The sequence below is a fragment of the Klebsiella sp. GN_Kp190 genome (genome assembly GCF_040061795.1).
Classification (GTDB): domain Bacteria; phylum Pseudomonadota; class Gammaproteobacteria; order Enterobacterales; family Enterobacteriaceae; genus Klebsiella; species Klebsiella michiganensis.
The window spans coordinates 13,716-34,424 of record NZ_JBEAFN010000073.1 but is presented as its reverse complement, the minus strand read 5'-3'; the positions used below and the strand labels follow the sequence as shown (position 1 = coordinate 34,424).

The 20,709-nt window shown below is 56.5% G+C and carries 22 protein-coding genes; 10 read left to right on the top strand and 12 right to left on the bottom strand.

What is annotated here, in order from left to right:
- Window positions 1-86 precede the first annotated feature (86 nt).
- From nlpI to mtr, 4 genes are all read left to right on the top strand, one after another.
- Complete coding sequence (nlpI, locus tag ABLU67_RS26660; RefSeq protein ID WP_004854535.1) at window positions 87-971, top strand: lipoprotein NlpI; 885 nt, start codon at window positions 87-89, stop codon at window positions 969-971.
- 100 nt (window positions 972-1,071) lie between these two features.
- Window positions 1,072-1,152: a protein YrbN gene (yrbN, locus tag ABLU67_RS26655; RefSeq protein ID WP_085954934.1), complete on the top strand. Its 81-nt coding sequence runs from the start codon at window positions 1,072-1,074 to the stop codon at window positions 1,150-1,152.
- Window positions 1,145-3,106 (top strand): DEAD/DEAH family ATP-dependent RNA helicase, encoded by a 1,962-nt coding sequence (locus ABLU67_RS26650; protein ID WP_014839626.1) that lies wholly within the window; start codon window positions 1,145-1,147, stop codon window positions 3,104-3,106. Before yrbN ends, ABLU67_RS26650 begins: the two co-directional genes overlap by 8 nt.
- Window positions 3,107-3,250: 144 nt before the next feature.
- Window positions 3,251-4,495 carry a tryptophan permease gene (gene mtr, locus ABLU67_RS26645; RefSeq protein WP_025108146.1) on the top strand — a complete coding sequence of 415 codons (1,245 nt, stop codon included), beginning with the start codon at window positions 3,251-3,253 and terminating at the stop codon, window positions 4,493-4,495.
- 32 nt (window positions 4,496-4,527) lie between these two features.
- Here mtr and ABLU67_RS26640 read toward each other — a convergent pair whose 3' ends face one another.
- The 3 genes from ABLU67_RS26640 to ABLU67_RS26630 all read right to left on the bottom strand — a co-directional run bounded on the left by ABLU67_RS26640 (window position 4,528) and on the right by ABLU67_RS26630 (window position 7,561).
- Window positions 4,528-5,535 carry an LLM class flavin-dependent oxidoreductase gene (locus tag ABLU67_RS26640; protein ID WP_032693258.1) on the bottom strand — a complete coding sequence of 336 codons (1,008 nt, stop codon included), beginning with the start codon at window positions 5,533-5,535 and terminating at the stop codon, window positions 4,528-4,530.
- 143 nt (window positions 5,536-5,678) lie between these two features.
- Window positions 5,679-6,557 (bottom strand): U32 family peptidase, encoded by an 879-nt coding sequence (locus ABLU67_RS26635; RefSeq protein ID WP_025108144.1) that lies wholly within the window; start codon window positions 6,555-6,557, stop codon window positions 5,679-5,681.
- An 8-nt stretch (window positions 6,558-6,565) separates the two neighbouring features.
- Window positions 6,566-7,561, bottom strand: a complete 996-nt coding sequence (locus tag ABLU67_RS26630) for a peptidase U32 family protein (protein ID WP_004106058.1) — start codon at window positions 7,559-7,561, stop codon at window positions 6,566-6,568.
- 221 nt (window positions 7,562-7,782) lie between these two features.
- Between ABLU67_RS26630 and ABLU67_RS26625 the strand changes: the two genes are divergently transcribed.
- On the top strand, window positions 7,783-8,307 hold the full coding sequence (locus ABLU67_RS26625; protein ID WP_004854523.1) for an SCP2 domain-containing protein: 525 nt from the start codon (window positions 7,783-7,785) through the stop codon (window positions 8,305-8,307).
- Window positions 8,301-8,804, top strand: coding sequence for an N-acetyltransferase (locus ABLU67_RS26620; RefSeq protein ID WP_004125592.1), 504 nt, complete (start codon window positions 8,301-8,303; stop codon window positions 8,802-8,804). Before ABLU67_RS26625 ends, ABLU67_RS26620 begins: the two co-directional genes overlap by 7 nt.
- Here ABLU67_RS26620 and ABLU67_RS26615 read toward each other — a convergent pair.
- The gene (locus ABLU67_RS26615) at window positions 8,791-9,075 is read right to left on the bottom strand and encodes a GIY-YIG nuclease family protein (RefSeq protein WP_004854522.1); all 285 of its coding nucleotides are present in this window, start codon (window positions 9,073-9,075) and stop codon (window positions 8,791-8,793) included. The two genes, ABLU67_RS26620 and ABLU67_RS26615, sit on opposite strands and share 14 nt — an antisense overlap.
- 55 nt (window positions 9,076-9,130) lie before the next feature.
- Between ABLU67_RS26615 and ABLU67_RS26610 the strand changes: the two genes are divergently transcribed.
- A complete protein-coding gene (locus ABLU67_RS26610) occupies window positions 9,131-9,574 on the top strand; it encodes a YhbP family protein (protein WP_025108142.1) in 444 nt (147 codons plus the stop codon).
- Here the strand turns inward: ABLU67_RS26610 and ABLU67_RS26605 are convergent.
- Window positions 9,554-10,072, bottom strand: a complete 519-nt coding sequence (locus tag ABLU67_RS26605; protein ID WP_025108141.1) for a type 1 glutamine amidotransferase domain-containing protein — start codon at window positions 10,070-10,072, stop codon at window positions 9,554-9,556. The genes ABLU67_RS26610 and ABLU67_RS26605 overlap by 21 nt on opposite strands.
- A gap of 128 nt (window positions 10,073-10,200) precedes the next feature.
- On the opposite strand from ABLU67_RS26605, the gene ABLU67_RS26600 reads away from it, so the two are divergent.
- Window positions 10,201-10,851: an NAD(P)H-binding protein gene (locus ABLU67_RS26600; protein ID WP_025108140.1), complete on the top strand. Its 651-nt coding sequence runs from the start codon at window positions 10,201-10,203 to the stop codon at window positions 10,849-10,851.
- Window positions 10,852-10,920: 69 nt separating this feature from the next.
- Complete coding sequence (locus ABLU67_RS26595) at window positions 10,921-11,961, top strand: permease (protein WP_032720217.1); 1,041 nt, start codon at window positions 10,921-10,923, stop codon at window positions 11,959-11,961.
- A gap of 106 nt (window positions 11,962-12,067) precedes the next feature.
- On the opposite strand, the gene dolP is transcribed toward ABLU67_RS26595, so the two are convergent.
- From dolP to ABLU67_RS26575, 4 genes are read right to left on the bottom strand one after another with little or no spacing between them, the layout of a single operon-like run.
- Entirely contained in the window at window positions 12,068-12,643 is a 576-nt protein-coding gene (dolP, locus tag ABLU67_RS26590) for a division/outer membrane stress-associated lipid-binding lipoprotein (protein ID WP_004125578.1), read from the bottom strand.
- Window positions 12,644-12,652: 9 nt separating this feature from the next.
- Window positions 12,653-13,243 carry a DnaA initiator-associating protein DiaA gene (gene diaA, locus ABLU67_RS26585; RefSeq protein ID WP_002918211.1) on the bottom strand — a complete coding sequence of 197 codons (591 nt, stop codon included), beginning with the start codon at window positions 13,241-13,243 and terminating at the stop codon, window positions 12,653-12,655.
- A gap of 22 nt (window positions 13,244-13,265) precedes the next feature.
- Window positions 13,266-13,652: a YraN family protein gene (locus tag ABLU67_RS26580; protein ID WP_014226966.1), complete on the bottom strand. Its 387-nt coding sequence runs from the start codon at window positions 13,650-13,652 to the stop codon at window positions 13,266-13,268.
- Entirely contained in the window at window positions 13,610-15,691 is a 2,082-nt protein-coding gene (locus tag ABLU67_RS26575; protein ID WP_134898699.1) for a penicillin-binding protein activator, read from the bottom strand. Before ABLU67_RS26575 ends, ABLU67_RS26580 begins: the two co-directional genes overlap by 43 nt.
- A 63-nt stretch (window positions 15,692-15,754) precedes the next feature.
- On the opposite strand from ABLU67_RS26575, the gene rsmI reads away from it, so the two are divergent.
- Entirely contained in the window at window positions 15,755-16,615 is an 861-nt protein-coding gene (gene rsmI, locus ABLU67_RS26570) for a 16S rRNA (cytidine(1402)-2'-O)-methyltransferase (protein WP_009651852.1), read from the top strand.
- Between the two features lie 34 nt (window positions 16,616-16,649).
- On the opposite strand, the gene ABLU67_RS26565 is transcribed toward rsmI, so the two are convergent.
- From ABLU67_RS26565 to ABLU67_RS26555, 3 genes are all read right to left on the bottom strand, one after another.
- Window positions 16,650-18,539 carry an enterotoxin gene (locus ABLU67_RS26565; protein ID WP_116280636.1) on the bottom strand — a complete coding sequence of 630 codons (1,890 nt, stop codon included), beginning with the start codon at window positions 18,537-18,539 and terminating at the stop codon, window positions 16,650-16,652.
- A gap of 99 nt (window positions 18,540-18,638) precedes the next feature.
- Complete coding sequence (gene kbaY, locus ABLU67_RS26560) at window positions 18,639-19,511, bottom strand: tagatose-bisphosphate aldolase subunit KbaY (RefSeq protein WP_004125566.1); 873 nt, start codon at window positions 19,509-19,511, stop codon at window positions 18,639-18,641.
- A gap of 12 nt (window positions 19,512-19,523) precedes the next feature.
- Entirely contained in the window at window positions 19,524-20,678 is a 1,155-nt protein-coding gene (locus ABLU67_RS26555) for an SIS domain-containing protein (protein ID WP_025108320.1), read from the bottom strand.
- Window positions 20,679-20,709 lie beyond the last annotated feature (31 nt).

The following is a 20,709-nucleotide window of genomic DNA, read 5'->3' as shown; positions in this document are numbered from 1 at the left end:
TTGCGGAGGGCGCATTGCGGGCAGGACGCCCTGTTTGCAGCCGGGGAACTGGACGTTCATCCAATCGTTGTCTTCGGGAGTGGGAAATGAAGCCTTTTTTGCGCTGGTGTTTCGTGGCGACAGCTCTCACGCTGGCAGGATGCAGCAACTCTGCCTGGCGTAAGGACGCAGTCCTCGCGGTGCCATTGCAACCGACTTTGCAGCAGGAAGTGATTCTGGCGCGCATGGAACAAATTCTTGCCAGTCGGGCTTTAACCGATGACGAACGCGCACAGCTTTTATATGAGCGCGGAGTGTTGTATGATAGTCTCGGTCTGAGGGCATTAGCGCGAAATGATTTTTCACAAGCGCTGGCAATCCGACCGGATATGCCTGAAGTATTCAATTACTTAGGCATTTACTTAACGCAGGCAGGCAATTTTGATGCTGCCTATGAAGCGTTTGATTCTGTACTTGAGCTTGATCCAACTTACAACTACGCGCACTTAAATCGCGGTATCGCCCTGTATTACGGCGGTCGCGCTAAGTTAGCGCAAGATGATCTGCTGGCGTTTTATCAAGACGATCCCAATGATCCTTTCCGAAGCCTGTGGCTTTATCTCGCCGAGCGTCAGCTCGATGAGAAGCAGGCGCTTGAAGCACTGAGACAGCGCTTAAACAAGTCGGATAAAGAACAATGGGGATGGAACATTGTCGGGTTCTACCTTGGCGACATTAGCGAAAAAGAGCTAATGGACCGTCTGAAGGCAGACGCAACGGATAACACCTCGCTCGCTGAGCATCTCAGTGAAACCAACTTCTATTTAGGTAAGTACTACCTAAGTCTGGGGGACAAGGACAGCGCTACGGCACTGTTCAAACTGGCGGTCGCAAACAACGTTCATAACTACGTTGAGCACCGATACGCATTGTTGGAATTATCGCTCTTGGGCCAGGAGCAAGATGACCTGGCAGAATCGGACCAGCAATAGCTGACGAACACATCAGCCCTTTTTTGATTGCCATCACCTTTGCGGGTGAGGGCGTTGTTGTTCGTTAATACACCTACTTTGAGCCGGTTCACACTTTTCAATGAAAATTACCGAAAATTTTCACGATGAGTTATGTAGACTGGCCGCCATTAATTTTGAGGCACACGTACTACATGGCTGAATTCGAAACCACTTTTGCAGATCTGGGCCTGAAGGCTCCCATCCTTGAAGCGCTTAACGATCTGGGTTACGAAAAACCATCTCCGATCCAGGCTGAGTGCATTCCGCATCTGCTGGGCGGCCGCGACGTTCTGGGTATGGCCCAGACGGGTAGCGGTAAAACCGCAGCGTTCTCTTTACCGCTGCTGAACAACATCGATCCTGAGCTGAGAGCACCGCAGATTCTGGTGCTGGCGCCGACCCGCGAACTGGCGGTACAGGTTGCTGAAGCAATGACGGAATTCTCTAAACATATGCGCGGCGTAAACGTGGTTGCCCTGTACGGCGGCCAGCGTTATGACGTGCAGCTGCGCGCGCTGCGTCAGGGGCCGCAAATCGTTGTCGGTACCCCGGGTCGTCTGCTGGACCACCTGAAACGCGGTACGCTGGATCTCTCTAAGCTGAGCGGTCTGGTTCTGGATGAAGCTGACGAAATGCTGCGCATGGGCTTCATCGAAGACGTAGAAACCATTATGGCGCAGATCCCGGAGGGTCATCAGACCGCTCTGTTCTCTGCCACCATGCCGGAAGCCATTCGCCGTATTACCCGCCGCTTTATGAAAGAGCCGCAGGAAGTGCGCATCCAGTCGAGCGTAACAACTCGCCCGGACATCAGCCAGAGCTACTGGACTGCTTACGGTATGCGTAAAAACGAAGCGCTGGTGCGTTTCCTGGAAGCGGAAGATTTTGATGCGGCGATTATCTTCGTTCGTACCAAAAACGCGACCCTGGAAGTGGCCGAAGCGCTGGAGCGTAGCGGTTATAGCAGCGCTGCGCTGAACGGCGACATGAACCAGTCCCTGCGTGAGCAGACTCTGGAGCGTCTGAAAGACGGTCGTCTGGATATCCTGATTGCAACCGACGTTGCAGCCCGTGGCCTGGACGTTGAGCGTATCAGTCTGGTGGTTAACTATGATATCCCGATGGATTCCGAGTCTTACGTTCACCGTATCGGCCGTACCGGTCGTGCGGGTCGTGCTGGCCGCGCGCTGCTGTTCGTTGAGAACCGCGAGCGTCGTCTGCTGCGCAATATCGAACGTACGATGAAGCTGACCATTCCGGAAGTTGAACTGCCGAACGCAGAACTGCTGGGCAAACGCCGTCTGGAAAAATTCGCGGCGAAAGTTCAGCAGCAGCTGGAAAGCAGCGATCTGGATCAGTACCGTGCGCTGCTGGCGAAAATCCAGCCGTCTGCCGAAGGCGAAGAGCTGGACGTGGAAACGCTGGCCGCCGCGCTGCTGAAAATGGCTCAGGGCGAACGTCCGCTGATCCTGCCGCCGGATGCGCCTATGCGTCCTAAGCGCGAGTTCCGCGACCGTGACGATCGTTTCGAACGTCGCGGCGACCGTAACGACCGTGGCCCGCGCGGCGACCGTCCGGAACGCAGCGGCGAAGATCGTCCGAAGCGTGAGCGTCGTGACGTTGGCGATATGGAACTGTACCGTATTGAAGTGGGCCGTGATGACGGCGTTGAAGTTCGTCACATCGTTGGCGCAATTGCCAACGAAGGCGACATCAGCAGCCGTTACATCGGTAACATCAAGCTGTTTGGTTCTCACTCCACCATCGAACTGCCGAAAGGCATGCCGGGCGAAGTGCTGCAGCACTTTACGCGTACCCGCATCCTGAACAAGCCGATGAACATGCAGCTGCTGGGCGATGCTCAGCCGCGTCCTGAACGCAGCGGCGAACGTCGTGGCGGCGGTGAGCGTCGTGAAGGCGGTCGTAGCTTCGGCGGCGGTGAACGTCGTGAAGGCCGTGGTTTCGGCGGTGAGCGTCGCGAAGGCGGCCGTGGTGAAGGTCGTCGTTTCAGCGGCGAACGTCGTGAAGGTGGCCGCGCGCCGCGCCGCGATGATGCTTCAGCTCCGCGTCGCGATGACTCCGCAGGTCGTCGTCGTTTCGGTGGCGATGCATAATTAGCGCTTTCCGCTAACGTAAAGTAAACGATACAGCCCCGATCTTTATGATTGGGGCTTTTTTTATTCCCTTTGTACTCGTGTACTGGTACAGTGCGTCACGTTGATAAAAAGAAAAGTATTTTCGACTGGAGATTTCGGCAAATGGCGACACTTACCACTACGGCAACCCGACCGTCCTTGTTTGGCGGCGTAGTGATTATTGGCGGGACGATTATTGGGGCGGGCATGTTCTCACTGCCGGTTGTGATGTCCGGCGCGTGGTTCTTCTGGTCTCTGGCGGCGCTGGTTTTTACCTGGTTTTGTATGCTTCACTCCGGGTTAATGATCCTCGAAGCGAACCTGAATTACCGGATTGGCTCGAGCTTCGATACCATTACTAAAGATCTGCTCGGCAAAGGCTGGAATCTGGTTAACGGCGTGTCGATCGCCTTTGTTCTTTATATTCTGACTTACGCCTATATCTCCGCCAGCGGCTCGATTCTGCACCATACGTTTAGCGAAATGTCGCTGAACGTACCGGCAAGGGCGGCAGGTTTCGGTTTTGCGCTGCTGGTGGCGTTTATCGTCTGGTTGAGCACCAAAGCGGTGAGCCGCATGACGGCCATTGTGCTGGGAGCTAAGGTCATTACCTTCTTTTTGACCTTTGGCAGCCTGTTGGGGCACGTCCAGCCGACCACCCTGTTTAACGTGGCTGAACAAAATGCCTCGTATATGCCCTATCTGCTGATGACGCTGCCGTTCTGCCTCGCGTCCTTCGGCTATCACGGCAACGTGCCGAGCCTGATGAAGTACTACGGCAAAGATCCGCGCACAATCGTTAAGTGTCTGGTTTACGGTACGCTGCTGGCGCTGGGCCTGTACGTGGTGTGGCTGCTGGTGACGATGGGTAATATCCCACGCCCTGAGTTTATCGGTATTGCGCAGAAGGGGGGCAACATAGATGTCCTGGTCCAGGCGCTCAGTGGGGTACTGAACAGCCGGAGTCTGGATCTGCTGTTAGTCATTTTTTCGAACTTTGCCGTTGCCAGTTCATTCCTTGGCGTGACGCTCGGTCTGTTTGATTATCTGGCGGATCTGTTCGGGTTCGATGACTCCGCGCTGGGACGCTTTAAAACCGCGCTTCTCACCTTTGTTCCGCCGATGGCGGGTGGCCTGCTGTGGCCGAACGGATTCCTCTACGCGATCGGCTATGCGGGGCTGGCGGCGACGATCTGGGCGGCAATTGTACCGGCGCTGCTGGCTCGCGCATCGCGCAAACGCTTTGGTAGCCCATTGTTTCGCGTTTGGGGTGGAAAGCCGATGATTGCTTTGGTCCTGCTGTTCGGGCTGGGTAACGTTATCGTGCATTTCCTGTCGAGCTTTAACGTATTACCCACCTATCACTAGTTGAAAATGCGGCAGAAATGCCGCATTTTTCACTATCCGAGAAGCTCTTCTTTCACCTGCATCGCCAAATCAAATGAATGCAGGCGCGCCTGATGATCGAAGATTTGGCCGTTGACCATGATTTCATCGGCCTGGGTTTCCCGCAGGATCGACTCCAGCCCGTGACGGATTTTCGCTTTATCGCCGACCAGCGACATGCTCAGCGCTTTTTCGACGCCGTACTGCTCTGAAGCGGACCACAGCTGATGCATATTTTGCACCGGCGGCGGCAGCTGTCCGGTCTCGCCGCGGCGCAGTTTGACGAACGCCTGCTGCATGGACGTAAACAGAAATTCCGCATCTCTGTCGCTGTCGGCGGCAATAATGTTAATGCATACCATCGCGTACGGCTTCGCTAACCGCTCTGACGGCTGGAAGTGGGTGCGGTAGAGGTGCAGAGCCTGAAAGAGCATATCCGGGGCGAAGTGCGAGGCAAAGGCAAACGGCAGCCCAAGCTGCGCCGCCAGCTGGGCGCTGTACAGGCTTGAGCCGAGCAGCCAGACCGGGATCTTCTCGCCATAGCCGGGAACCGGGCGCACGTGCGGGTTAGGATCGCGGGCGTCGAACCAGTCCACCAGCTCCGCGACATCGCGCGGGAAGTTATCGACATCGCCGCTCATATGGCGACGCAGCGCGCGCATGGTTGGCTGATCGCTGCCCGGCGCGCGGCCAAGGCCGAGATCGATGCGTCCCGGGTAGAGCGTATTGAGCGTACCGAACTGCTCGGCAATCACCAGCGGCGAATGGTTCGGCAGCATCACGCCGCCGGAGCCCAGATGCAGAGTGGTGGTATTCGCGGCAAGGTAGCCAATCAGTACGGAAGTCGCCGCGCTGGCGATACCGACCATATTATGGTGTTCGGCCAGCCAGTAGCGGTGATAGCCGCGCTTTTCCGCCAGCTGCGCCAGGTCTAAAGAGTGGGAGAAGGCTTCCTTTGCGGAAGAACCTTGCGGGATCGGCGCCAGATCGAGCACCGAGAACGAAACAGATTTGTCAGTCATAAAGGCTCACTTTGCTACAGCATCGTCATCAGATTGAAGGTCTTCTTCCAGCCTGGCGTATCCAGGATACGCCAGCCAGAAAAGCTGCATCTTTAATAGTGCATTAAAAAGCAGCGATAGCCATTAACAAAGTGAGCGGTTAATCAGCTCTGCAATTCCAGCCCGGCCAGTCGTCGCCAGTAGCCGTTGCAGTCGCTGTTCGCCGTCAGCGGCAGCGGCGCCGCGCCGTTTTCATTCGCCCGGAAGGCGTCCAGCATAGCGAAGGTCTCGCTACCCAGCGGCGACAGGCGAACCATATCCACCAGCCCGGTCATGGTGCTTAGCTCATTCCCGAGGTTGTAGACGTAGCCGCTCATGGTCTGAATGCCGTTGAGGACGAACACCTGCTGGTTCTCCTGCGAAAGCACGTCGCGCCCGTTAGGGTATTTTATGCAGCAGGTTTCACACTCGTCTTTCGGCCGGTCTTCCGAGCGCGCGGTAAAGCAGCGGGCGGAGTAGGCCAGCGGCAGATGACCGTAGCTCAGGACCTCTACCTCAAACCGGTCGCGAATGCCCAGCTCGTCGCACTGGGTCAGCAAATTCGCCAGCCAGTCGCGGGAAAGTTCGACCGGCATACACCAGCGCACCATGCCCTGCTTGAGCAGCAGACGCAGGGTGACGGCGTTGTAGCAGTTAAGCGCGTGCCCGGCGACGAACGGCAGCTTACGTTCCGCGCACAGGTTAACGACGCCGAGATCGCTGGCTTCAATCAGAAATTCGCCGTTATCGACATAGCGCTTCAGTTCGCCCAGCTCCGAGGACGCCTGCACCAGCGCGAGGGTGGAAAGCACCACCTGTTTACCGCTTCCCGCCAGCGTTTTTGCCATGTCGAGCCAGTCGCCGACTTTGGTGGCGCGACGTTTGCTGCATACCGCTTCGCCGAGGTAAATCGTGTCCGCGCTGCAGCTTGCCGCCTGCTGGTAAAAATCTTCCAGCGTCTCTTTTGACCAGTAATAAAGCACCGGCCCTAATGAATATTTCATTGCTGTTCTCACTGCCATTTACGGTGATAGGCGCCAAGGGTGGTTTGCGTCCCTTCGGACATGGAACCGAGGGTCTCCATCCACGCGGACTGCGGTACGAAGTTTTGCGGATCGGCTTTGCAGCGATCGATCGCCTGACGCCAGACTTTCGCCACCTGGGTGACGTACGCCGGACTGCGCTGGCGGCCCTCGATTTTGACCGAGGCAATATTTGCCGCCATCAGCTCCGGCAGCAGCTCCAGGGTGTTCAGGCTGGTGGGCTCTTCCAGCGCGTGGTAGCGTTCGCCGTCGACCAGATACCGCCCTTTACAGAGGGTGGGATAGCCGGCGTTTTCACCGTCCCGATAGCGGTCAATCAGCACTTCGTTAAGGCGTGATTCCAGCCCCTGCGGCGTTTGCTGCCAGCGCACGAAGCGCGCCGGCGAACAGGCGCCGACGGTATTCGGCGATTCGCCGGTCAGATAAGAGGAAAGGTAGCAGCGTCCTTCCGCCATAATGCACAGGCTACCGAAGGCAAAAACCTCCAGCGGCACCGGCGTGGCGCGCGCCAGCTGTTTGACCTGGTGAATCGACAGCACGCGCGGCAGTACCACGCGGGCGACGTCAAAATTGCGATGATAAAACTTTACCGCCTCTTCGTTGGTGGCCGAGGCCTGGACGGAAACGTGGCGCTCAATATGCGGATAACGCTCGGCGGCGTATTCCAGCATCGCGATATCGGCGAGGATCAGCGCGTCGGCGCCCAGCTGCGCCGCCATGTCGACCGCGCGCTGCCAGCGGGCATAACCATCAGGATGCGCGAAGGTGTTAATGGCAATATGCAGTTTGCGACGATGCTGGTGCACAAAGCTGACGGCTTCCTGCAGTTTCTTTTCGGTGAAATTAAGGCCGGCAAAGTGGCGGGCGTTGGTGTCATCTTTCAGCCCGATATAGACGGCATCGGCGCCGTTTTCGATGGCCGCCTTAAGCGCCGGAAGGTTACCGGCTGGGCAGAGCAGCTCCATAATTTTTCCTGAAAAACGCGGCCCGTCAGGGACGCTGGATGGTTAATGAGCTGGGATTTTAGTTAACCTTTTGGTGACAATTTTTGATTTGAGGCAGTTAAAAGCGTATTGGCGGGATCAATACCTGCGGCCCGGCATCGTGATTTTGTTGATTTACGCCGCTATGTCGTTTATTTGATATGGCACAATAGAGGAACTATTGCATTCATGGAGTAAAGCTTGTGTTGGATAAACTGCGTTCCAAACTGGTTCACTTTGGCCCGTCGATGATGAGCGTGCCGGTTAAGCTGGCGCCATTTGCCCTCAAGCGCCAGGTGCTGGAACAGGTATTAAGCTGGCAATTTCGCCAGGCGCTGGCGGATGGGGAACTGGAGTTTCTCGAGGGGCGCTGGTTAAGTATTCATGTGCGCGACATCGGCCTGCTGTGGTATACCTCGGTGGTGGACGGTCGTCTGGTGGTCAGCCCTGCGGCTGAAGCGGACGTTAGCTTCAGCGCCGACGCCAGCGACCTGCTGATGATCGCGGCGCGTAAGCAGGATCCGGATACGCTGTTCTTCCAGCGTCGCCTGGTTATCGAAGGCGATACCGAGCTGGGACTGTATGTAAAAAACCTGATGGATGCCATTGAGCTGGAGCAGATGCCAAAGGCGCTGCGTATTATGCTGCTGCAGCTGGCGGACTTTGTTGAAGCTGGCCTGAAAGGCCCGCAGAAACCTGAACAGACATCGGTAGGTGAGGCATGCTGATTCGAGTAGAGATTGGGATTGATGCGCCGGGTATCGATGCTCTATTGCGTCGTACCTTCGGCGGCGACGCGGAAGCGCAGCTGGTGCACAGTCTTCGTGAAGATGGCCTGATCACGCTGGGCGTGGTGGCGACGGATGACGAAGGTCAGGTCGTAGGCTACGTGGCCTTTAGCCCGGTCGCCGTCGAAGGCGAAGAGCTGCAGTGGGTTGGACTGGCTCCGCTGGCGGTCGATGAAAGCTACCGCGGTCAGGGCATCGGGCGTCAGCTGGTCTATGAAGGGCTCGATTCCCTGAACGAGTTTGGCTATGCCGCCGTCGTGACGCTTGGCGATCCGGCGCTGTATGGCCGTCTGGGCTTTGAACCCGCGGCGCGTTTCGATCTGCGCTGCCGCTGGCCCGATAGCGCTGAGGCTTTCCAGGTGCATCGTCTGGCCGATGACGCGCTGAACGGCGTGAGCGGGCTGGTCGAATATAGCGACCACTTTAATCGCTTCTGAGGCTTTCCAGCAGCGCCTCAAATGAACCGTCCCCGGCAACGAGGCGCTCTTTCTGGCGCTTCGTTAGCTGCTTAATACGATACTCAAGCCGCAACGCTAGTGAGCGTTCACCAACTTCCTGACTGAAGGCCAGCTCAAGCTCGCCTTTTCCACGCAGCGCTTTCGCGCCCTTGCCAGTCTGGTGCTGGCAAAAGCGGCGTGAAACATCGGTGGTAATCCCGGTATAAAGACGATTATCGGCGGTACGAATCAGATAGAGAAACCAGCACACGGTACAGAGGTCGCTATGTTAAGGTGTGAGCACCATAACATACTGGAGAGTAAAGATGGATACGCTCGCCGCGATCGGCCGCTGGCTGGGTAAGCAGCACGTCGTGACCTGGTGCGTCGCCCGCGATGATGAGCTGTGGTGCGCCAATGCTTTTTACGTTTATGACCCGGAGAAGGTCGCATTTTATCTGCTCAGCGATGAAAAAACGCGCCACGGCCAAATGACCGGGGAAAGCGCCAACGTGGCCGGGACGGTCAATGGCCAGCCAAAGAGCGTGGCGCTGATCCGCGGCGTACAGTTCAAAGGTAAAATTCGCCGCCTCACCGGGGAAGAAGAGGCGGCGATGCGCAAGCGCTACGTCAGCCGTTTTCCTGTCGCCCGCATGCTATCGGCATCCGTCTGGGAGATTCGTCCCGATGAGCTTAAGTTCACCGATAACACGCTGGGCTTTGGGAAAAAGCTGCACTGGCTGCGCGAATCAGGCGCCGAGCAGGCGTAAGGCTTCACGATTAAAGGCCGGCAGGTCGTCCGGGGTTCTGCTGGTCACCAGCTGTTCGTTGTCGATAACCACTTCCTGGTCATAGAATTCGCCACCGGCGTTTTTCACGTCGACTACGATAGGCTTCACGGCCGTCAGCTTACGCCCGCGAATCGCATCGGCGCTAATCAACAGCTGCGGACCATGGCAGATGGCGAAGACCGGTTTGCCGCTGTTGACAAAATCGCGGGTGAAGGTGACAAAGCGTTCGTCACCGCGCAGCGAGTCCGGTGAATATCCGCCTGGCAGCAGCAGGGCGTCGAAGTCGGCAGGGCTGACGTCATCAATGGCTTTATCGATGACGACTTCAGCTTCCCCTTTTTTCCCTTTTACCTTCTTCCCCGCCTGTTTTTCAATGGTCACCACCTTGTGTCCGGCCAGACGGTAGGCGTCCGCGGGTGAGGTGAACTCGGAGTCTTCAAAGTCGTCGGTAATTAAAACGGCTATCTTCTTACTCATTCTTCCTCCAGTGTTTCGGTGTGGAATGAGGCATTTCCCTGATGATGATGGATAATTACCTCGTAGAGTATTAAGTCTGGAACATGAGGCTGGGATCGCAACATAGAAAAATCTGCAAAGGAGTTTCGATGAGTCAGGTACTGTTAACGGGGGCAACCGGGTTAGTTGGTGGTCACTTACTGCGAATGCTACTCAACGCGCCGGATGTTAAGTCCATTGCTGCGCCCACGCGTCGGCCGCTGACCGATATCTCCGGCGTATTTAACCCCCACGATCCGCAGCTCACGGACGCGCTGGCGCAGGTGGTCGATCCGGTCGATATTGTTTTCTGCTGCCTGGGAACTACCCGCCGGGAAGCGGGAAGCAAAGAGGCGTTTGTGCATGCCGATTATACGCTGGTCATTGATACCGCGCTGGTGGGGAAAAAGCTGGGCGCGCAGCATATGCTGGTGGTCAGCGCGATGGGGGCGAACGCGCATTCCCCCTTTTTCTATAATCGGGTAAAAGGCGAGATGGAAGAGGCGCTGATTGCGCAGCAGTGGCCGAGGTTGACGATTGCCCGTCCATCAATGCTGGTAGGCGAGCGCGAAAAAAAACGCGCCGGCGAGACGCTCCTTGCGCCGCTTTTTAGCCTGCTGCCGGGAAACCTGAAATCGATAGACGCGCGGGACGTGGCAAGCGCGCTACTCGCGGAGGCGCTCTCGCCCGCGCAGGAAGGCGTCCGCATTCTCTCCTCGTCGCAGCTGCGCGAGAGGGCCGCGCGCGCGGGGGATTACTGATTTCCAAAGTTTCCCCGGAGGCGTAGTATTCATGTCCTCAATTTATCATGACACTCCCTGGGGAATGCTATGGCTGGTCAGTCTTCATCTCAGGCGGCAGCACCGTTTCAATGGTGGAAGCCCGCGCTGTTTTTTCTCGTCGTTATCGTTGGTCTGTGGTTCGTTAAATGGCAGCCCTATTACGGCAAAGCCTTTACCGCCGCTGAGACGCACAGTATCGGCAAATCCATTCTTGCAAATAGCGATGCGAATCCTTTCGCTGCGGCCTGGGATTACGCGCTGGTCTATTTCCTGGCGGTATGGAAAGCGGCGGTATTAGGCGTGCTGCTGGGATCGCTCATTCAGGTGCTGATCCCGCGTGACTGGCTGCGGCGCACGTTAGGGCAATCGCGTTTTCGCGGTACGCTGCTGGGGACCGCATTCTCTCTACCGGGGATGATGTGCACCTGCTGCGCCGCGCCGGTGGCTGCGGGAATGCGTAAACAGCAGGTATCCATGGGCGGCGCGCTGGCATTCTGGCTGGGCAATCCGCTGCTCAACCCGGCGACGCTGGTGTTTATGGGCTTCGTGCTGGGCTGGCAGTTTGCGCTGATTCGCCTGCTGGCGGGACTGGCGACCGTACTGGTGGTCGCCACGCTGGTTCAGAAATGGGTGAAAGAAGCGGCGACGCAGCCGGTTCCCGTGCCTGAAATGTCGGTCACAACGGGGCAGGACGGCTTCTTCAGCCGCTGGCTGCGCGCGCTGTGGACGCTGTTCTGGAATACCATCCCGGTTTATATTCTGGCGGTTCTGGTGCTGGGCGCTGCGCGGGTGTGGCTATTCCCTCACGCCGATGGCGTGGTGGAGAATACGCTGTTCTGGGTGATTGCCATGGCGATTGCCGGCTGCCTGTTTGTGATACCGACGGCGGCGGAGATCCCGATTGTGCAGACCATGATGCTGGCAGGAATGGGCATGGCGCCCGCGCTGGCGCTGCTGATTACGCTGCCTGCTGTCAGCGTACCGTCACTGATTATGCTGCGTAAAGCGTTCCCGGCGAAGGCGCTGTGGCTGACCGGTGGGCTGGTGGCGCTGTGCGGCGCGGTGGTCGGGGGAGTCGCTTTACTCTGATGATCTTCCCGGAGGCGGCGCTGCGCGCCTGTCCGGGCTACCGGCCCACAGCCAACGGTGAACCCGTAGCCCGGCTCAGCGTAGCGCAAGCCGGGGGCAGAGACGCTTACTTGATATAGGTAAAGGCGGTGGTGACGCGAGACACGCCGCTCACCCGGCTGGCGATATCCGCCGCCGCGCGTCCTTCACGGTCGGTGACCAGACCCATCAGGAACACTTCACCGTTTTCGGTTGTCACCTTCACGTTGGAGGATTTCACCTGGTCGGTACCCAGCAGCTGGGAGCGGACTTTGGTGGTGATCCAGGTATCCGAAGACGCGGTTCCTAAGCCGATCGGCTGGCCCTGACGCACTTCGTTAAACACCTCCGTCGTACCTTCTACGCCCATAGCGATTTGCTTCGCGCGCGCGGAGAGATCGGACGTTGGGGACTGCCCGGTCAGCAGAACTTTGCCCTGGTAGGCGGTCACGTTGATGCGGGCCTGTTTCTTAATTTGTTCATCTTTCGACAGCGCGCTGTTAACGCGCAGCTCCAGCGTGCTGTCGTCCACCTGAGTACCTACCGTACGCGGGTCCGTCGCGGCTTTAGTGCCGACTGCTGCCGTTCCGACTACCGCGGCAGCAACGCATCCCTGAAGCAGTAGCGCAGACAGCAGAATGGCGAGGGGCGAGAGAGCCTTCATGTGTTCTCCTTAATCGTCCTGGTGTGGAAAAAGCGTGTTATCGATCAAATCGCACAGACAGTTGACGGTGAGCATGTGCATTTCCTGAATTCGCGCGCTGCGATGCGACGGAATGCGGATTTCGACGTCCTGCTGCCCTAACAGGCCAGCCAGTTCACCGCCGTCATAACCGGTTAACGCCACGATAGTCATATCGCGGGTGACCGCCGCTTCCACGGCTTTCACGATGTCCCGGCTGTTGCCGCGCGTAGAAATCGCCAGCAGCACGTCGCCGGCGTGTCCCAACGCTCGCACCTGCTTAGCATAGATTTCGTCATGCAGGCGATCGTTGGCAATTGCGGTTAAGACCACATTATCGGTATTTAGTGCAATGGCGGGTAAACCAGGACGCTCTGTTTCAAAACGGTTAATCATACTGGCAGCAAAATGCTGTGCGTTGGCGGCGGAAGTGCCATTACCACAACAGAGGATTTTGTTGCCGTTCAGCAGCGACTGAACGAGCGTCATCGCCGCACGTGAGATGGCGTCCGGGAGTGCTTCCGCTGCTGCAATTTGGGTTTGAATGCTTTCGGTGAAGCAGGCTTTGATTCTGTCGAGCACGGGATCCCTTAATTCGTTTACGCTATTCGCCAAAGGCGTTTTTTAGCCATTGGATGTCGTTTCCGGTGAAGGCTACCACATCGAAACGGCAATCCACAGTCTCAAAGCTCCCATTCTGTCGGCAGAGCCACAGACGCGCGGCTTTGAGCAGTCTTTGTTGCTTTTGCGGCGTCACGCTGGAGGCGGCATCGCCGTAGTTTGCGCTGCGACGATAGCGTACTTCGACAAAGACGGTGACGCTGCCGTCGCGCATGATGAGGTCTATCTCGCCGCCGCGCTCGCGGACGTTGGCGGCGATAAAGCGCAGACCCTGGCTCTCCAGCCAGCGGCGCGCCTGGGTTTCCCAGGCATCGCCGGTCTGTTTACTTAGTTGGCCGCGACGATTTGCCCACCCTGGTATTTGAGCCATGACAGTTTCCTGTTGATCACGCAATCCTGCGTGGCCGTAAGATCGCCGGTATTGCCGTTCAGCTCAAAGCCGGGAACCTGGCGCATCTGCGAGAAATGGTTGGCAAGGGACCAGGCGTCGGCGCCCATGGCGTACAGGCGCGCCAGCGAGTAGTCGTTACGAACGGCGGCCAGCGCCTGCTGCTGCAGGGCAGGATTACTTCCCGCCAGCATCGGGATCTCGCTATATTGCAGACCTTCCATCTCCAGACGGAAGTCCGGTCCGGAAGTCCCCTGGGCGCTGCGGGAGCTGGCGTAGAGCGTTACGCCGCTCTGACTGCCGTTACGCAGGGCGATCATCGGTTTGATGTAAGCGATTTGTTCCGGCGTGGCCAGGATATACGCGGCGTCGACGCCGCCGGTGCTGCTGACCGGCACATCGCTCGGGCTACTCAGGGCGCTGTCCTGCGCTGACGGCAGGGTTGAGACCGGCGTACCGCTTAGCGAAATACCGCTGTTGACGCTGCCGCGCAGCTCGGCGGTGGAGCCCAGGCGCTGTTGCAGGACAGTACCGCCCCCCAGCTTCAGCCACTCGTTGGCGAAGGCGGTAACCACCCGATCGCCCAGGGCGCCGCGAGGCACCAGCAGCAGCGGAGTCTGTTTGCCCTGATCGTGAATGTGATGCGCCGCGTCGCGGGCTTCGTCTTCCGGCGAGAGGGCGAAATAGCAGATATTGGCCCGGCTTTCGACTTTTTCCGGCTGATTGAGCGCCAGCACGTTCAGCGAGGTATTGCTCTTGATGACATCTTCGACATTATCTTTCAGCAGCGGACCGACGACGATGGTCGCGCCATCCTGCTGCACTTGGGCCAGCAGCTGGCTCATTGGCTGAGCGGTGGTGTCGTAGATTTTCAGTTCTGCGGAAGGGTTGGCTGGCGTTGCGGCGACTGCCTGAGCCTGCGGCGTTTCCGCCGGCTGGCTGGTGGCCTCCGGCGTCGGGGCTTGTACTGCCGCCGGCGCGGTGACCGGCGCCGCGGTTTGCGCCTGGTCGGCCGCTGGCGCCTGTACCGGGGTCTGAGCGTTATTGGTGGTCGTCAGATCGGTGACCTCCGCCTGCGATGGGCTGACTACGGCGCTTTCGGCAACGTTCGCCGCCTGGGCGACCTGGGCGGGTACTGCGCTTCCTGCAACGGCAGGCGCGCCGTTCTTCGCCGCTTCAAAGCCCTGCTGGATCGTGCGGCCAAAAATCGCCGCCTGGCCGTTTAACGGCAGCAGCAGGGCGATTTTATTGGTCGATGCGGCCTGGTAGTTCTGCATATTCACTAGCTGCGTCGGCAGCATTTTCGCCCCCGGATTTTGCGGGTAGCGAGTCTGCCAGTCTTTCACTCCCGCCTTGAGCATCGTCGGATCGCTGCGGTTATCAAACCACATGCGCTGCAGATCCAGCCAGCCCTGCAGGACGTTCTCATCGGCGTTAATGACCAGCGCGTTGGCCTGATCTTTGGTCATGGCGGTGAGCGCTTTCCAGGTCGCGTCGATGTTTTTCTGCTTTTGCGCAGGCAGGCTTAACAGCGACTGTTGGGCAATCAGGGCCCGCAGCAGGTTCAGCGAGGGTTGACCCTGGCTGGCGTCAATTTGCGCCTGCCAGTAGCGGGGCAGTTGGTTCTCCTCAAGGCTTGCCGGGTCGAGCTTGCTGAGCAGCGTCTGCGCGCCCTGGAAATCGTTCTGCGCCAGCTTCACTTCCACCGCCAGCAGCGACCTTTCGCGGCTTTGCGCACCGTTGAGATTAGACGGTAGCTGGTTGAACAGGTCGATCGCCTGCGGTTTCTTACCTTCCTTCAGCAGTGCACGAATGGCGAGTAATTGCCAGTTGGTCTTGCTATCATTCGTGCTTTGCTGCATCTGTTGCAGATAGTAACTGGAGTCTGCCTGAGCCGTACCCTGCAAATACGCCGTACTTTGATCCGGAGTATGGGTACCGCAGCCGGCAAAGATCAGCGCGGCCAGCAGTACGGGCAGACAACGCACGGGTTTAGAACGAAGAAATGTTGACGGTACCATATGTGTCCAGTGATATTTTTTTGGCTCAATGCTCAATATTAATTCGGCAATACGGACGAGACAATGAAACAACACGAATCAGCAGATAATTCTCAGGGACAGCTCTATATTGTGCCCACTCCGATAGGGAATCTGTCTGATATCACGCAACGCGCGCTGGAAGTGTTGCAAGCCGTTGATTTAGTTGCAGCGGAAGATACCCGCCATACCGGTTTGCTGCTGCAGCATTTTGCGATCAACGCCCGTTTATTCGCGCTTCATGACCACAACGAGCAGCAAAAGGCGGAAACGCTGGTGGCGAAGCTTAAAGCGGGGCAAAACATCGCGCTGGTTTCCGACGCCGGAACGCCGCTGATTAACGATCCCGGCTATCATCTGGTGCGCACCTGCCGTGAAGCTAATATTCGCGTGGTGCCTCTGCCCGGCCCCTGTGCGGCGATTGCGGCGCTGAGCGCGGCGGGTCTGCCTTCGGATCGCTTCTGCTATGAAGGCTTTCTGCCTGCCAAATCCAAAGGGCGTCGCGATACGCTGAAGGCGCTGGAAGAAGAGCCGCGGACGATTATTTTTTATGAGTCTACCCACCGTCTGCTGGAAAGCCTGGAGGATATCTGCGCTGTGCTGGGGGAGTCCCGCTACGTGGTGCTGGCGCGTGAGCTGACCAAAACCTGGGAATCGATTCACGGAGCGCCGATCGGCGAGCTGCTGGCATGGGTGAAAGAGGACGAAAATCGCCGTAAAGGCGAGATGGTGCTGATCGTAGAAGGTTTTAAAGCGCAGGAAGAGGCGCTGCCGGCGGTAGCGCTGCGTACGCTGGCCCTGCTGCAGGCTGAGCTGCCGCTGAAAAAAGCCGCCGCGCTGGCTGCGGAAATCCACGGCGTGAAGAAAAACGCCCTGTATAAGTATGCCCTGGAGCAGCAGGGGTAAGCAGAATGCCCGGGCGATTGCCCGGGCCAATACCTTATTTAGCGGGGGTTGCTTCGAATACAAGCATCTGTAATGGCTGCAACGTGACGACAATTGGGGCCTGGTATTTATCAGGGAATGTCGAATTGCTCCCGTAGATGCTTCTTAACGTGAAGTTTGATGTTGCCCCATGCGGAAGCTCAAATGCTTTCGTCAGGTCGAGATAGTATTGCTGCGGTTTATCCGATGGGTTACGTATCCCCAGGATAGCTTTTTCTTTGCTCCAGGATGCCCAACCATACACTTCCAGCGCAGTCGGATCGCCGCCCACCCAGTGGGTATCGACTAATATATCGGCGTTAGCGCGGGACCATTTTGCCGCCTGCGCCAGGACATCCCATTTCGCTTTATTGAGCATGGACGGTGTGATGTAAAGCTCTTGTAGCTGGGTGCCGGTAGCGAAATAGCTCCATACTTGATCGGCAAAGTCGCTATCCGTTTGTACCTTCTCAAGCCCGTAATAGGCGTTTTCAGCGCTAACTATGCCGTGGTACATCAGTGAGTTAAGTGGAAATAGTGGACCTTTTCGTACGATAGAGCGCCAGGTTTCTGCATCCCGATAAGTCATCCATTGCTGTACTGGCGTGCCGGGACCGTAGAGATTAATGTCATCACCCTGACGCCAGATAGCGTCAGCATAGAACAGCCATGAGGGGCTGGCGTTGGTCCCGGTGGTTAAATTAATAAACTGATTTGGGTTGGCGCTACGCATATTATGAAGTAGGGCAATTGACGCATCGAAGTCAGATGCGAACTCACTACCTTTAATATGTGAATTTGCGTTCCCCATACCATCCAGTTTAAATGAAGTGATATGCTCTTCTTTAATTAAATTAATAATCTGTGCATTAAAGTTTTTAAAATAGTTAGGGCCGGAGAGCGCAAATTTTCCATCGACGGTTTCGAAGCCATATTCTTTAGCATGGGATACGCGAATATCCCGCGGCTTGTTATATCCGCCCCAGGGAGAAAGCCAGAGTCCGATTGAACTATGCAAGCTATCGGCTTTTTCTCTTACCTTACTGAATCCGTTGCTAAAAGCCGGGCCAAATAACCATCTTCCGGTCCGATCATCCCAGCCATCATCTAACAGGAAGGCATCCAGCATTACACCGCGTCCGGTAATGAATTCCTTATTCCATTCATCCATACGCTGTAGAACTTCGGGTTCGGTATAGGTGGTAAAGAATCCAATATCCATCCAGCTGTTGTAGTGCAGATAGGGCTTATAGGGCCGCGGGCGAACCGCATCGATAAACTGGTTGACGCTTCGGCGTAGCTGATTGATTTCCGGGAATGTACCGAACCAGGTGGTATAGCTAACGGCGGTGCCTGGCTGTAAAGGTGTTTTTAGTTTAACATTAAGATTAGTGGTTGCTTCATAAGCCCAGGTGTTCACTACAGGTTTATTCGGCAATATAAAAAATGAATCAGCAATAATCGGCGAGCTATTTATTGAACCTTCTACCCACGGGGCTTGAGACTGTTTTCTGGTGGGGAAAAACGTGATTTTCGAGACCTCTTGCGCCTTCCCGAGGGCGGTAATCGTATAATCAATGCTGGCGTATTTATCTTTAACCAGATTCAGTTTTACCTCGACGTTAAAATCCGGATGAGCATAATCAATGATAATGGTGTTATCTTTCTTATCCACATGCTTTATTTTAAAGTCAGCGGCGTGAATGACCGCTTCATCCGGAAGAGTAAGAAAGAAAAGCTCTTCGGGTGAAAGCTGATGCTGTGATTTAACGTCTTTAAGCGCCATCACAGAATTCGCATCGTTAAATGAAACGGCAAGGTATTCGCTATCCAGTGCATATTGGGCGGCGAAAGCCCCGTTGGAAATAAGCAGAGCCAGTAACGAAACATTGAGCGTTTTTTTCATGAGAAAAGTCCTTGTTTTCGTTTTTTTCAGAGGTAAGCAGCGTTAGCCTCCATTGGGTTAACGCTTTGGTAAGGGGGAGGTGCTGGGGGCTGGCTACACTCAGGCTTCGGCGATTTGTAAAAGGCGGTTGGCCGACCCGCATACGGCGATCTTACTGCGTACCACCTCTTTCATCGCGTTCATGCCAACGCGCATGTAATAACGCGGATCGTTACCTTGCGGGTTTTCGGCAAACCATTTTTTCACCGCAGCAGCAAAGGCGATTTTCAGTTCAGTAGCGACATTGACTTTGCACACACCCAGTTCGATGGTGCGGCGAACATACTCATCAGGCACATCGCTTGCGCCATGGAGTACCAGCGGAATATCCACCACTTCACGGATTTCCGCCAGACGCTGGAAGTCGATTTTGGGTTTTTTGGTGTAAAGGCCATGAGCCGTACCAATCGCTACGGCCAGGCTATCTACGCCCGTTAGCTCAATAAAACGTTTGGCTTCCTGCGGATCGGTCAAAAACGCGCTTTCCGCATCCACACTCATGTCGTCTTCTACTCCACCCAGGCGTCCGAGTTCAGCTTCTACGCTACAGTCGCGGGCATGGCAAAAATCCACCACCGATTTTACCAGTTTCACATTCTCTTCAAACGGGAAGTGGCTGCCGTCGATCATGGCGCTGCGTACGCCTGCGTCCACTTTCCGGCGAATATCTTCCAGCGATTCATGGTGATCGAGATGCAGAGCCAGCGGAATGCCGAAACTGGTGGAGTAGGCGCGGCATAGCGCGTAGATCTCCTCCAGCGCAATATGCTTAAAAGTACCCGGGGTTCCGGCGAGGATCACGGGTGATTGCATTTCGCTGCACACTTCCAGAATCGCCTGGATCGTTTCGGCGTTATGGATGTTGAACGCGGGTACCGCGTAGCCTTTTGCCTGGGCATCCTGCAGGAGATACTTGGTAGAAATAATACTCATGATCGGATCCTCTTAAGCCAGCCATGGATGAATAACGACGCCCTGCACTACGCGGTTAACCGTGCCGCTGGCGGAGGGGGTATCCGGCGTATTTCCTACGGCGATCGACTGCGTAAGTGCGAATACCTGGGCGTACATCAGGAAGCAGAAGGCCAGTTCTACATCTACGAAGTGACGCGCTGGCGGCAGAAGAATATGTGGGCCAGCTTCAATAACGGCATCGCTCTCCGCGGCGATGGCCACCACACGCATGGCCTGCCGATCGCGCCGTAGTTCTGCCAGCAGGTCGAGATCGTATTGGCGGGTGTAAGGGTGGCTAGATATATACACCACAACCAGCGTTTCGTTATCGACCAGTGATTTTGGTCCATGGCGGAAACCGGTCGGTGAGTCATAGAACGCTGCCAGCTTACCCGCCGTTAGCTCCAGGACCTTTAACGCCGATTCACGCGCAGCGCCCTGTAACCCACCGCTGCCGAGATAAACGATCCGCTTCCAGGGCTCGCTGCCAAATACGCCGTGGCTGAAATCGCCGAGTGAGGTCAGTATTGCGTGGCAGCGATCGGCCACATCGCGGAATGTCTGGCTGTTAATAACTTCTGGCGCAAAGGCCGCCAGGCAACTGGCCATCATTGTGGTAATACTGCTGGTCATCGCAAAGCCGCGATCGTGCGTTTCTGCTGGCATCAATAGCGCAAAGGCGTTCCCGTTCTCAAGAGCGTTTTGATAAAGGCTACCCGCTTCGTTGCAGGTAATTGAAAGGTGATAGCACTCCGGGACGAACTGGTTTGCCAGCTCAACGGCGGCTACGCTCTCCGGGCTGTTGCCGGAACGGGCGAAGGAGACCAGCAGTAGCGGATGCGCCGGGTTCAGGTAATCCATCGGATTGGTAACTAGATCGGTAGTTGGTACCGCGCTAATGTTTTTTGCGCTGTGATTAGCAAGCCATGGAGCGATGATTTCGCCGATAAATGCCGAAGTGCCAGCTCCGGTCAGGATGATCCGCAGATCGTTTTTATGCAGCAGTGGCGTGAGAAAGTTGTCGATCGCCGGACGAATATTGTCGATGTTTTTCAGTGAGTGCATCCAACAGACAGGCTGCTGACGAATCTCTTCTTCTGTCCAGGTTCCGGTCGCCGCGGCAGCAGGGGTATAAATTTCTGACATAACGTAAGTCCTTATCTTGTGAACTCCACAT

What these genes read in the sequence shown, in the direction of transcription:
- nlpI (WP_004854535.1), top strand. Translation starts at nt 87, where the DNA reads ATGAAGCCTTTTTTGCGCTGGTGTTTCGTGGCGACAGCTCTCACGCTG.
- yrbN (WP_085954934.1), top strand. Translation starts at nt 1,072, where the DNA reads ATGAAAATTACCGAAAATTTTCACGATGAGTTATGTAGACTGGCCGCC.
- ABLU67_RS26650 (WP_014839626.1), top strand. Translation starts at nt 1,145, where the DNA reads ATGGCTGAATTCGAAACCACTTTTGCAGATCTGGGCCTGAAGGCTCCC.
- mtr (WP_025108146.1), top strand. Translation starts at nt 3,251, where the DNA reads ATGGCGACACTTACCACTACGGCAACCCGACCGTCCTTGTTTGGCGGC.
- ABLU67_RS26640 (WP_032693258.1), bottom strand. Translation starts at nt 5,535, where the DNA reads ATGACTGACAAATCTGTTTCGTTCTCGGTGCTCGATCTGGCGCCGATC.
- ABLU67_RS26635 (WP_025108144.1), bottom strand. Translation starts at nt 6,557, where the DNA reads ATGAAATATTCATTAGGGCCGGTGCTTTATTACTGGTCAAAAGAGACG.
- ABLU67_RS26630 (WP_004106058.1), bottom strand. Translation starts at nt 7,561, where the DNA reads ATGGAGCTGCTCTGCCCAGCCGGTAACCTTCCGGCGCTTAAGGCGGCC.
- ABLU67_RS26620 (WP_004125592.1), top strand. Translation starts at nt 8,301, where the DNA reads ATGCTGATTCGAGTAGAGATTGGGATTGATGCGCCGGGTATCGATGCT.
- ABLU67_RS26610 (WP_025108142.1), top strand. Translation starts at nt 9,131, where the DNA reads ATGGATACGCTCGCCGCGATCGGCCGCTGGCTGGGTAAGCAGCACGTC.
- ABLU67_RS26605 (WP_025108141.1), bottom strand. Translation starts at nt 10,072, where the DNA reads ATGAGTAAGAAGATAGCCGTTTTAATTACCGACGACTTTGAAGACTCC.
- ABLU67_RS26600 (WP_025108140.1), top strand. Translation starts at nt 10,201, where the DNA reads ATGAGTCAGGTACTGTTAACGGGGGCAACCGGGTTAGTTGGTGGTCAC.
- ABLU67_RS26595 (WP_032720217.1), top strand. Translation starts at nt 10,921, where the DNA reads ATGGCTGGTCAGTCTTCATCTCAGGCGGCAGCACCGTTTCAATGGTGG.
- dolP (WP_004125578.1), bottom strand. Translation starts at nt 12,643, where the DNA reads ATGAAGGCTCTCTCGCCCCTCGCCATTCTGCTGTCTGCGCTACTGCTT.
- ABLU67_RS26580 (WP_014226966.1), bottom strand. Translation starts at nt 13,652, where the DNA reads ATGGCTCAAATACCAGGGTGGGCAAATCGTCGCGGCCAACTAAGTAAA.
- ABLU67_RS26575 (WP_134898699.1), bottom strand. Translation starts at nt 15,691, where the DNA reads ATGGTACCGTCAACATTTCTTCGTTCTAAACCCGTGCGTTGTCTGCCC.
- rsmI (WP_009651852.1), top strand. Translation starts at nt 15,755, where the DNA reads ATGAAACAACACGAATCAGCAGATAATTCTCAGGGACAGCTCTATATT.
- ABLU67_RS26565 (WP_116280636.1), bottom strand. Translation starts at nt 18,539, where the DNA reads ATGAAAAAAACGCTCAATGTTTCGTTACTGGCTCTGCTTATTTCCAAC.
- kbaY (WP_004125566.1), bottom strand. Translation starts at nt 19,511, where the DNA reads ATGAGTATTATTTCTACCAAGTATCTCCTGCAGGATGCCCAGGCAAAA.
- ABLU67_RS26555 (WP_025108320.1), bottom strand. Translation starts at nt 20,678, where the DNA reads ATGTCAGAAATTTATACCCCTGCTGCCGCGGCGACCGGAACCTGGACA.